The organism is Corynebacterium camporealensis, assembly GCF_000980815.1.
Taxonomy (GTDB): Bacteria; Actinomycetota; Actinomycetes; order Mycobacteriales; family Mycobacteriaceae; genus Corynebacterium; species Corynebacterium camporealense.
In genome coordinates, this window is the sequence record NZ_CP011311.1 from 1,649,661 (window position 1) to 1,661,456 (window position 11,796).

General features: G+C 61.5%; 9 protein-coding genes. All 9 read right to left on the bottom strand.

The genetic code is table 11. From position 1 onward, the window contains the following. Positions 1-24 precede the first annotated feature (24 nt). Entirely contained in the window at positions 25-1,614 is a 1,590-nt protein-coding gene (locus UL81_RS07720) for an FtsW/RodA/SpoVE family cell cycle protein (RefSeq protein WP_081961400.1), read from the bottom strand. A 10-nt stretch (positions 1,615-1,624) separates the two neighbouring features. Then, positions 1,625-3,064, bottom strand: a complete 1,440-nt coding sequence (murD, locus tag UL81_RS07725) for a UDP-N-acetylmuramoyl-L-alanine--D-glutamate ligase (protein ID WP_035105231.1) — start codon at positions 3,062-3,064, stop codon at positions 1,625-1,627. 9 nt (positions 3,065-3,073) lie between these two features. Continuing rightward, entirely contained in the window at positions 3,074-4,183 is a 1,110-nt protein-coding gene (gene mraY / locus UL81_RS07730) for a phospho-N-acetylmuramoyl-pentapeptide-transferase (RefSeq protein ID WP_035105233.1), read from the bottom strand. A 15-nt stretch (positions 4,184-4,198) separates the two neighbouring features. Continuing rightward, a complete protein-coding gene (locus UL81_RS07735; RefSeq protein WP_035105236.1) occupies positions 4,199-5,743 on the bottom strand; it encodes a UDP-N-acetylmuramoyl-tripeptide--D-alanyl-D-alanine ligase in 1,545 nt (514 codons plus the stop codon). A gap of 4 nt (positions 5,744-5,747) precedes the next feature. Then, positions 5,748-7,274, bottom strand: a complete 1,527-nt coding sequence (locus UL81_RS07740; protein ID WP_046453454.1) for a UDP-N-acetylmuramoyl-L-alanyl-D-glutamate--2,6-diaminopimelate ligase — start codon at positions 7,272-7,274, stop codon at positions 5,748-5,750. Between the two features lie 13 nt (positions 7,275-7,287). Then, on the bottom strand, positions 7,288-9,153 hold the full coding sequence (locus tag UL81_RS07745; protein WP_035105238.1) for a peptidoglycan D,D-transpeptidase FtsI family protein: 1,866 nt from the start codon (positions 9,151-9,153) through the stop codon (positions 7,288-7,290). 223 nt (positions 9,154-9,376) lie between these two features. Then, positions 9,377-10,114: a hypothetical protein gene (locus tag UL81_RS07750; RefSeq protein WP_035105239.1), complete on the bottom strand. Its 738-nt coding sequence runs from the start codon at positions 10,112-10,114 to the stop codon at positions 9,377-9,379. 59 nt (positions 10,115-10,173) lie between these two features. After that, entirely contained in the window at positions 10,174-11,202 is a 1,029-nt protein-coding gene (rsmH, locus tag UL81_RS07755) for a 16S rRNA (cytosine(1402)-N(4))-methyltransferase RsmH (protein ID WP_035105241.1), read from the bottom strand. Between the two features lie 145 nt (positions 11,203-11,347). Next, entirely contained in the window at positions 11,348-11,782 is a 435-nt protein-coding gene (gene mraZ / locus UL81_RS07760; protein WP_035105243.1) for a division/cell wall cluster transcriptional repressor MraZ, read from the bottom strand. Between the last annotated feature and the right edge of the window lie 14 nt (positions 11,783-11,796).

Sequence of the window (11,796 nt, forward strand, 5' to 3'; positions counted from 1 at the left end):
AGGCTACCAGCGCAACCGCTGTAGCTAGCGCTCGCCGCGCCTGCGCTGCGAACGCGCTGCACCCGATCCGCTACGGCCTCCCGCACGGTAATCCGGACGCGGTGCACGACGTGGTCCACCCGCGCGTCGCGAAGGGTCTCGGCTTTCCCCGCGTCCAGCACCAGCTGCAGAGCTACGCCTCGACGACGTGCGCTCTCCCCTACTTTCGGTGGCCGCGTTTCGTTCGGTTACCGGTCGTCGACCGGTAACCGGCTGGCCGAAGCGTCGCTCGCGGTCGTAGCCGCGGTTCTGGCCGCTGCGGGTGGCGGTACGTGCGCCGGCTGGGGCGGAGTGCTTGCCGGTCTGCTTTGGTGCGGCGGTGGCAGTCGGCTCGCCGATGCCCAGGATGCGGTCCATGAACGGGCGGCCGTAGTTCTGCATGGCGGAGATGTTTTCTGGTTCGTGGCGGGCGACGTTACACAGGATACCCATCGAGGCAATCGTGATAATCGCTGCGGTACCACCGGCGGAAATCATCGGCAGCTGAATACCAGTCACCGGCAGCAGGCCGACGACGTAGCCGATGTTGAAGAAGGCCTGGGTGACAACACCAAAGGACAGGGTGGCAGCCAGCAGGGCCTGGAATTGGTTCTGGGCGTTGCGTGCGGTACGCAGACCGAAGTAGCCGAGCGCTGCGAACAGCAGGATGACCAATGCGCCGCCCCACAGGCCGAGCTCCTCACCGACGATGGCGAAGACGAAGTCGTTTTTCGCCTCCGGCAGGTAGAACCACTTCGCACGCGACTGGCCGAGACCAACGCCGGTGGCGCCGCCATCGGCAAGCGATAAGAAGCCCTGGTAGGCCTGGAAGCCGGTGCCCTGGGTGTCTTCGATGTTGCCGCGCAGGGCATCAAAGTAGGTGTGGAAGCGGTGCGAACGGAAGCCGCCGCCAACAAAGACTGCGACCAGGCCGAGTGCCGCCAAGACCGCAACGACTGCTGGCACGCGCCAGTTCACGCCCGCGAAAATCAAGGTGATGACCACAACCAGTGCGAACGACATCGCCATGCCCAAGTCGCCCTGAGCGACGATGAGCAGGAACATCGCACCCGCGACCAGCGAGTACATCATGAACGGATCGCTAATCCGGAAAGACTTGTGCTGCTTATCCGCCAGCGCCGTCGCACCGTACAAACCCACGGACACGCGGGCGAGCTCTGATGGCTGAATTGACAGCGGGCCAATGAGGATCCAGGACTGCGAGCCGACCTCATCGCGACCCGCACCGATGCCTGGAATCAGCACCAAAATCAGCAAGATCACTGATGCCAACAGCAACCACGGCACAAGTTTGCGCAGCGAGTGCGGCGAAATCTTGAGCATCACCCAGAACAGGAACAAACCTGCGCCGACCATGATGCACTGGCGGATGGCTTCCTGCCATACGCCACCGGTTTCAGTCAGCGAGGTCGCCATGGACGCCGAAAACGCCATGACCACGCCGATACCAATCAGCGAGAAAATAATCGTGCGCAGGGCAAAGTAATCCAGTCCCGCGATACCCCGAATGGTCTTGAGGTTTTCGCGCACGCTGGAGTTCTTCTTCTTATCTGAAGAGGGCTTAGTCGCAGTCATGTGTTACTCCTCAGCGCACTTGCACGTTCTTAGCAGCCGCAGCGAACATGTCGCCACGCTGTGCCATTCCGGTATACATATCCAACGATGCCGCAGCCGGGGCCAAAAGCACGGTATCGCCAGCCACGGCGTGTTGCACCGCCGCAGCCACAGCCGCATCCATCGCTTCCTGCGGGTCAGTGCTATCAATCACCGTGACAGGAACATGCGGGGCGTGCTGGGCAAGGGCATCGGCAAGCAGCTGCCTATCGATGCCCAACAGCACCACCGCACGCAACTTCGGCGCATGGGCACGCACCAGATCGTCGACCTCCGCGCCCTTGAGCTGACCACCGGCCACCCACACGACGCTATCGACACCGCGCAGCGCCGCATCAGCAGCATGCGGGTTCGTGGCCTTGGAATTGTCAATAAAGTCAATGCCGTTAGCGCTGTGCACCACTGCACCGCGATGGCCCGACACCGTATAGGCCGCCAGTCCTTCAGCAATCGATTCCGGTGCCGCTCCAGCTACCAACGCAACCGTCGCCGCGGCTGCCGCATCCAGCACGCCTGCCAGCCCGACTGGCTGAATTCCTTCAGCACTAGCTAGGTCAACAGAGCCTTGCTTGCCGATGCCCTCAGCCACCAACTGGCCTTCCAAGACACCGACTTCGCCGTCCTTGGGCGCCTCGGCGCTAAAGCCATAGGTGTTTTTGGCGAGGGTTCCCTCGTCGCGGAGCTTCTGTGCAATCTCTCGGACGTGTTCGTCGCCCAGCCCAATCACCGCATTCTCACCGGACAAAGCTTTAGCTTTGTCCGCGGCATAAGCATCAAAGCTGCCGTGCCAGTCAATGTGGTCTTCGGCCAGGTTCAGCACCGCGCCGACATCTGGAGTCAGCTCTTCCGACCAGTGCAATTGGAAGGAGGATAGTTCTGCGACCAGGATGTCGATGCGTGGGGTGGCGGACAGGGCATCGTAAAGCGAGATACCAATATTGCCCACTGCCTGGGCGCGCTTGCCGGACCGGGCCGAATCGGCGTCCATGATGGCCGCGAGCATGCCAGTCGCCGTGGTCTTGCCGTTGGTGCCGGTGACCACCAACCAGGTACGTGGCTTACCGAAGACCTCAGCGCGGTCGAGCAGGTAGGCCAACTCGACGTCGCCGATAACTTCGACGCCTGCGTCCTGCGCCGTAGTCAGCAACGGTGCGTCGGGGCGCCAGCCGGGCGAGGTCACAACCAGGCCCCAGTCGGCGGCCTTCTGCTGTGCCTCGGCAACCGAGATGCAGGTAGCCTTCTCCCCTGTTGCTTCGCGGACCTTGTCGAGTGCTGCCGCGTTGTCGTCGGCGACGGTGACCGGTACTCCCAGTTCTGCCAGCACGCGCGCGGCACCGAGGCCGGAGACACCTGCACCGGCGACTAGTACTGCGCCGCGGCGAAGTTGCGAGGGAAGATTCTGGGAGGTCATGACAAGTCCTTAAATTCCAATACCTGACTGGACGAGCCAGTCACCGTAGAAGAGTGCAACACCAGCGATAGCGGCCATGCCGGCCAGCAGCCAGAAGCGCACGACGACGGCGGTTTCTGGCCAGCCGCCATTTTCGAAGTGGTGGTGAATTGGCGCCATGCGGAAGAAGCGCTTGCCGGTGCTGCGGAAGACGACAATCTGAATAACGACAGAGACGGTTTCCATCACGAAGATGGCACCGATGATGATCATCAGCAGCTCAGTGCGGGTCGTCACCGACAGACCGGCCACCAGACCGCCGAGTGCGAGGGAGCCGGTATCGCCCATGAAGATTTTCGCCGGTGCGGCATTCCACCACAGGAAGCCCAGGCAGCCGCCCAGACCAGCAGCGGCCAGCACGGACAAGTCGAGCGGGTCGCGGACCTCGTAGCAGCCAGCGACGAAGTCACCCGGCTGGCAGGAGTTACGGAACTGCCAGAAGGTAATCAGGGTGTAAGCACCCATAACGAATGCGGTAGTACCTGCAGCCAGGCCATCCAGGCCGTCGGTGAGGTTGACCGCGTTCGACCAGGCGGCGATCAGCAGGTACATGAAAATTAGGAAGATAATCGTACCGATGACCGCACCGCCGACAGCGATGTCGAAGGTCTCCAGATCACGAATAAACGACAGGTTGGTCGACGCCGGAGTCAGACCATCTTCGTCCGGGAACTGCAGCACCAGCAGAGCAAACGCCAGTGCGAGGGCCAGCTGCCCCAGCAGCTTCGCGGTCTTGTTCAGACCGAGGTTGCGTGCCTTAAACAGCTTGATGAAGTCATCGGCAAAGCCCAGACCACCCAGGCCCAGAGTCAGGCCGAGGACCAACAGGCCGGAAGCGGAAAAGCCGCCGGTGCCGGCAATGGTTCCGTAGATGCCCACCACGATGTAGGCCACCGTGATACCCAGCAGGATCGACAACCCGCCCATCGTCGGGGTACCCCGCTTACGCAGGTGCGACTTCGGACCGTCCTCGCGGATTTCCTGTCCCTTGCCCACGCTGGAGAAGTAGCGGATGAGCATCGGGGTCGTGAAGATAGCGACGAGGAAACTCACGACTCCGGAAACAATAATCTGAGTCACTTTGCGGAGATCCTTCTACTTTCTAGGGTTGTGGGTTTCGGTTAATTGCTCGGCAACCTCCCAGAGGCGCTGGGCATTAGAGGCTTTCACCAGAACGACATCGCGCAGCGTGCGCTGTGCCCAGTCCTCTACCCCAGCAGGTGCGTGGCGCAGGATGTCTTCGACCTGCGCTGCAGCTTCTGCCGTGGAGTGAGCAACCGTTGTAGTTATACCCCGTGCTTGTGCTGCGTTAGCCATCGCCCGGGTATTAGCACTGTCGCCAAAAGCGATTAAGTGATCGACGTGGTACTTCGACAGCTCTGCACCGAGTTCACTATGCGCGCCCTGGGCATCAGCACCCAGTTCGCCCATTTCACCGAGCACAGCAATCGCACGCGCATCCGGACGCGCAGCACGGGTATAGGCCAGTGCTGCGATGGCTGCACGCATCGATTCCGGATTGGCATTGTACGTATCGTCAATAACCGTCACACCATCGCGTCGGCTGAGCACATCCATGCGGTGCTCAGAGCAATTCCGATGCCCCGACAGCGCCTGGGCAACCTGCTTGACCGACAGACCAGACTCAATCGCTGCAGCGGCTGCCGCCAGCGCATTAGAGACCTGGTGGGCGCCGAAAACCTGCAGCTGGACCGGCTCCGGGTCCGCGTGTGGGGTGTGCAGTTGGAAGGAAGCGCGGGCGACATCGTCAAGCTGGATGTTCGTCGCATAGTACTGCGCCTGCGGTGCCGGGGTCGGTGCGGCCGAGTAGTAGACCACCTTGGCCTGGGCGCGCGTGGACATCGCAGCGACGAAGGCATCGTCAGCATTAAGCACTGCCACGCCACCGTCTGCTTCCGACGGCAGCGCCTCGACGAGCTCGCCCTTGGCCTGCGCGATGTTCTCACGCGAGCCGAACTCACCTAAGTGCGCCGTACCTACGTTGAGCACCACGCCAATGCGCGGGGCGGTGATGTCAGTCAGGTGACGGATGTGCCCAATACCGCGTGCGGACATCTCCGCGACCAGGTACTGGGTGTCTTCCGTACAGCGCAGCGCGGTATGCGGCAGACCGATTTCGTTGTTGAAAGAACCAGCGGGTGCCACGGTCTCCCCTGCTGCGCGGAAGATGGTGGCAATCAGGTCTTTGGTCGAGGTCTTGCCGGCCGAACCGGTGACACCGACGATCTGCAGGCCGTCTTCTTCTACCAGGCGCTGGGTGACCGCCCGGGCAAGATCCGACAAAGCACCCACGACTGCGGCAGCCGAGCCGTCGCCATCGTTTGCATAAATATCCGCGTTTGCGCCCTCGCCTTCCAGGCGGCCCTTCGGGCTGACGACAATCGCAGGAACGCCGACCGGGCGCGCAGCGAGTACCGCTACTGCGCCCTGCTCGATGGCGGTTTCCGCGAAGTCATGGCCGTCGACGCGGGCACCGGGTAATGCCACGAACAGCCCGCCGTTGCCGACCTTGCGGGAGTCAAACTCCACCCCGCCGGTGACCTGCTGCTGCGGGTCCTCGACGCTATCTAGTGTGCCGCCGGTAATACGTGCAATATCTTCTAAAGTCACAGCGATCATGTAGTTAGTCCTTCGTCCCTGCGCTTGTGGTGTACCCGCGTGCCTCCAGCGCGCGAGCTAATTCCTCGTGGTCATCAAAATGGTGTGTTTCTGTTCCGACTAGCTGGCCTACCTCGTGGCCCTTGCCCACGACGATAATCGCATCACCTGGTCGTGCCCACTCGACAGCAGCATCGATAGCTGCCGCGCGCGAACCTTCCTCGCGGACTTCGGCGCTGCTGTCGGCTTCCTCGGCACCCTTGCGGACTGCGGCGCGAATTTGCGCGGGGTCCTCAGTGCGCGGGTTGTCGTCGGTGACCACCACAAAGTCCGCACCTTCAGCTGCCGCAGCACCCATCAGCGGACGCTTGCTGGAATCACGATCACCACCGGCACCGACGACGATGCCAATGCGGCCACCGTCCTCCCCAAGTTGCTCACGCAGGGTCTCCAGCACAGCAGTCACTGCCGCCGGCTTGTGCGCGTAATCCACCACTGCCACGAAATCCTGGCCGCGGTCAACGCGTTCCATGCGTCCTGGCACGGCGACCTTTTCGATGCCTTCTAAGAAAGTCTGGGTGTCCACGCCGACGCTGGCAGCCAACCCGGTCGCGAGCGCGGCGTTGGCGATGTTGAACTCGCCGGGCATCGGCAGGCGGAAGGTGTAGTTTTTATCCGCCAGGGTCAGCTCCACATGCTGGGCGCCGGTGACTTCGGTATCCAGCTGGTGTGCGGAAATCTCCGCCTCAGCTTGGGTGCTTCCGGTGCGCACGCGCTGCATCGGCAAGCCTTCCTGCTTAACGATGTCCACCATGCGGCCACCCCAGTCATCATCCACACAGATGACCGCAGCTTCCGCGGCTTGCTCGCCGCGGAATAGACGTGCCTTGGCAGCGAAGTACTCTTCCATCGTCGGGTGGAAGTCCAGGTGGTCCTGGCTTAAGTTGCTAAATCCACCAACAGCAAAGCGGGTGCCCTGCACACGGCCCAGTTCGAGTGCGTGGGAGGAGACTTCCATGACCACGTGGGTGACACCTTCGTCTTTCATCTGCGCGAACAGCTGCTGCAGGGTCGGCGCTTCAGGCGTGGTGAGCGTCGTCGGGACCGGCTCGCGGTTAATGCGGGTACCGGTCGTGCCAATCAGGCCGACCGAGTAGCCGGCGTGCAGCAAACCTGCTTCGAGCAAGTAGCTGGTCGTGGTCTTACCGGAAGTACCGGTAATCGCGATGACGGTGAGGTCCTTGGTGGAGTGACCGTAGATTTCAGCGGCAATCAGGCCGAGTACTGCGCGGATGTCTTCAACTTCAATGATGGGGCGGGTCTCGCCGGAAGACTGCAGGATTTCGACGCCGGCGACATCGGAAAGTATTGCTCTTGCTGGAGTATCCCCGGCAAACTGTGCGCCATGCACGCGGGTGCCCGGAAGGGCGGCAAAAAGCGCGCCTTCGGGAAGTTTCTTGGAATCCAGGCCGCAGTCGCTGACCGTAATATCGCCGTCACCGATGACCCGGCCGCCGGCGAGTTCTGCAAGCTGTCGAATAGTCGTTGCCATTTCTCTGCTCTCCTTACTCGCGCAGGGTCAGGCGCGGGGCTGGGTCGGTGGTCGGGATGTTGTCGCGGTTGAGCAGCCAGCTAGCGATGTCCTTAAACACCGGGGCTGCCGACTGTCCACCAGAACCGTCATCGTTGACGCCGGTTTCTGGTTCATCCAGCATGACCGCGACCACGAAACGCGGGTCATTAGCCGGGGCGATACCAGCAAAGGTAATCCAGTACGCGGAGTTGGAATAACCGCCGGTATTCGGGTCTACCTTCTGCGCGGTACCGGTCTTGCCGGAAAGCTCGTAGCCTTCGATGTTGTTACCGGCTGCGGTACCGTTCTGGATTCCCGCGGGGTCGTCCTGGAAGACACTGCGGAACATATCCACGGTAGTCTTCGCAGTCTTTTCCGAGACCACGCGGGTGGTCTTTGGTTCTTCTTGCTTTTCTTCTTCGCCGTTAGCGCCTTCGACCTTGTCGATGATGCGCGGCTCGATGCGCTCACCACCGTTGGCCAGTGCCTGGTAGACACTTGCCATCTGCAGGGTGGTCCAGGACTGGCCCTGGCCAATCGGGAGGTTCGCGAACGTACCGCCAGACCACTGCTCTAATGCGGGCACCAGGCCGGTGGATTCGTTCGGCAGCTCAATGCCGGTGGCAGAACCCAGGCCGAACTTCTCCAGGTACTCGGAGTACTTTTCCTGGCCGAGCTTCTCCGCAATCATCAGCGTGCCGACGTTGGAAGACTTACCGAAGATACCGGTGGTCGTGTACGGCTCCACACCGTGTGCCCACGCGTCGTTGACGGTAACCCCAGCCATGTCAATGGAACCGGGCACCTGGTGGACTTCATCTGGGGTGGTTGCGCCTTCTTCAAGCGCGGCGGCAGCGGTAATGACCTTGGCCACCGAGCCTGGCTCATAGGGGTGGGAAATCGAGGGGTTTTCGAAATCCTTGCCGTCTTCGAGCTGCTTTTCGATGTCCTTGTTCGGGTCAATGGTGCCCGAGTTCGCCATCGCCAGTACCTCGCCGGTGGCAACGTCGAGGACGACTGCCTCGCCGTTTTCTGCCTTAGAGTTGGCCACGGCCTTTTCGATCTTCTGCTGCACGTAGGTCTGCAGGTCCAGGTCCAGAGTCAAGGTGACGTTCTTGCCATCGACCGCTGGCACCTCATCTCGAAGCGTGCCCGGGATGGGCTGGCCGTCGGTGGAAACATCCTCGGTGGAGCGGCCATCGATGCCGGTGAGCGAACCGTCGCCAGATGCTTCAAAACCGAACTGGCCCTGGCCGTCCATGGAGACCTTGCCGATCACGTTTTCAGCAATCGCACCATTCGGATACTGGCGAATATCCTGGTGGTCGGCAGCGAGACCGTGGAATTCCTGGGAAATCTCCACGGCAACATCCGGGTCGAGGTTGCGCACGAGCACCTCGTATTCGGTATCGGCGTTGAGCTTGTCCATGATCTGGTCGTCGTCGACGTCGTCGGTATCCACTCCCGCGTCCTTCATTATGCGCGGGATGCCATCGGCCATTGCTTCCAGGCGCTTGTCCAGCTCGTCGTCGAGGTAGTCCTTGCGCTCATCTTCGGACTTGCCGCCCCAGATACCTTCGGAGCGGGCTTCGAGTTCGGCTTGCTCGCGCAGCTCCGAACGCAGGCGCGTCGGCGACACAGTCAGGGAGCGGGCCTGCATGGTGTAGGCCAGGCGCTGGCCTTCGCGGTCGACGACCTCACCGCGGCGGGCAGGTTCGATGTACACGCGGGATCGCTGCGCTTCCGCCTTAGCGGCCAGGTCCGGGCCCCAGGCGAGCTGCACCCATGCCAAACGGCCGACGAGAACCAGCAAAATCACGCCCAGGATCGCCACAACAATGTTGATGCGCTGGGCCATCAATTCCTTCTGCCGCGGGTTGGCCTTGACCCTGCTGGCAGGCTTCGGAGCTGCTGCTTGACGATGCCCCTGGTGCCCCGCCCTAGCAGAACCAGCCACGCCGGCGCGCTGTGGCCGGGATCCGCGCGGATTACGCCCTCCGCCGCGATTCGGTGGTGTCACTGAGCTAGGTCACCTTTCTAGAACATCGTGTCAGGTAAAGGCCATGTAGGTTCTACACCGCCTAGTTGGAGTACGGAGCCTGCAACGGCTGGGCCGGTGCGGCATCGTCAGCCGCGTCGGCATCGTCAGTGCTGCCCTCACGGTCCTCGTCGTCAGACTGTCGCGCGTTCTGCTGGCCCTGCGGTACCGCAGACAGCGAATCGGACACGTCCGAGGTCTCGTTCGGGTCACTGGATGCTCGTCCCGGGCGGACGGGTTCTCCATTCACATCGATGATAGATTCTGTAGCTCCATCCGCCGGGCGCTGTTCGTTAATGTCGCCATTTTCATTAACTTCCACCACGCCGGGCTGCACCGGAACGGCCATGTTCATGTCATTGGCGCGGCGCGCGACATCAGCCGAAGAACGCACGTTCTCCAAATCGCGATTGAGCGTTTCGACCTGGTTGCTCAGCTGGGATTCCTGGACAGTGAGCTGCTGAATCTTGAAGGTCTGTGCCGTGGACAGACCAGATAGCCACATCGCGACGGCCACACCAGCGATGACCATGCCAATCGCGATGACCGCCAGGCGGAAAATCGCCGGGTCCTTGCGCGGCGGGCCCATCCGGCGACCGCGGTAGCTGACAACCTGCTTGGAACCTAAACGCTTGTTGCGGCGCTGCGGGACCTCCGGGCGATGAACCCTGCGGCTAGGACGCGTCGGAGTCGTCGACTGCGCACCGCGACGCGGACGCTCCAGCAGACCAGTGCCTGCTCCGCCGTCTGCTCCGGTGGTGAAATCTCGGCTGGCGCCCATGCTGCGTTTGCCCTCTCTGTCGCGATTTCGATTGGTGGTGTCAAAAGTTGATGTCGGACTCATCGCGCACCTCCCGGTGGGCGAAACTCCACGTCGCCGTCGAGTCTTTCGATAGCGCGCACGCGCACCGACGCCGCACGCGAATTCTCTGCGATTTCTTCCTCGCTGGCCTTTTCCGACCCACGAGTCACGGTCTTAAACTGCGCAGCGGTACCCGGCAGATCCATCGGCAGGCCTGCAGGAGTCTTCGAGGTGGTCAGTTCCTTGAACGCACGCTTAACGATGCGATCCTCCAACGACTGATAACTCATAAACACCGCACGACCGCCAACGCTCAGCGCGTTGGCGATGACGGGGAGGACCTGTTCAATCGCCTCGAGCTCGCGGTTGACCTCGACGCGCAGCGCCTGGAAGGTGCGCTTTGCCGGGTGTCCTCCGGTACGGCGTGCCGCAGCCGGAATCGTCGCGTAGAGCAACTCCACCAAGCGCGCGGAATTCTCAAAAGGCTCCTTCTCGCGCTCTTTGAGAACCGCAGAAGCAATCTTGCCGGCGAAACGCTCATCGCCATAGACCTTGAGCACGCGTGCCAAGTCACCATGCGAGTAGGTATTCAGCACCTCTGCTGCAGTAATGCCCTTGCTCGGATCCATGCGCATATCCAGCGGCGCATCCTGCGCATACGCAAACCCGCGCTCTGCCTGGTCCAGCTGCATCGACGAGACACCGAGATCAAAAAGCGCGCCAGCGATTCCGTGCTCGCGCGCTACCTCAAAAACGTCTCCATCACCTTGCGTGATGGCGACCCCCAAATCGTCGAAACGGGCATTGACCGGTGTAAAGCGCTCACCGAATTTCTCCAGGCGCTTAGTTGCCTGCTTCAGCGCTGCCTTATCGCGGTCAATGCCAATCACGCGCGCCTGCGGGAACTCATTCAAGAAATACTCGGTGTGCCCGCCGGCGCCGAGGGTGCCGTCGATGATGATGGCGGCATCGGCAAGCATGTGCACGGGTGCAGAAAGCAAATCTGCCATGCGTTCGCGCATGACAGGGACATGGCCATGGTTAGCTGCAACGTTATAGTTGACCATGAGGACCACGCCCCCTTCCGCTAGAGATAAAAATTGAGTGCGTATAGAGCCCTGTCCGAGGCAGGTTTCTGATGTCGGGGAAGTACACCAGAGCATCCACCTCGGGCAGAGTCCGTACACGCACTCTTCGCTTAACGATGCCGCCCTAAAGCAGCCCAGCAAGTACGTCATCGGCATCTGCTGCCGAGTAAGCATCTTCAGTTTGTGACTGGTATTCAGCCCAGGCGGCTGCGTCCCAAATCTCCAAAAAGTCGACTGAGCCGACCACCACGCACTCCTTCGACAAACCCGCATACTCGCGATGACCTGCCGACAACGTAATACGACCATTGCCATCCGGCCTTTGCTCATCCGCACTTGCTGCCAAGTTACGAATAAACGCACGAGCCTCCGGATTCGTACGCGAGACAGCCGCCGCCTTTCTGGCCCTTTGAGCGAACTCCTCGCGCGGATACACCGCCAACGAGTGGTCCTGCCCTTTGGTGACCATCAGGCCGCCAGCTAGTTCGTCACGAAACTTCGCCGGGAGCGTGAGGCGTCCTTTGTCATCAAGTTTTGGAGTGTAGGTTCCCAGAAACATCCCGGGACCACCTT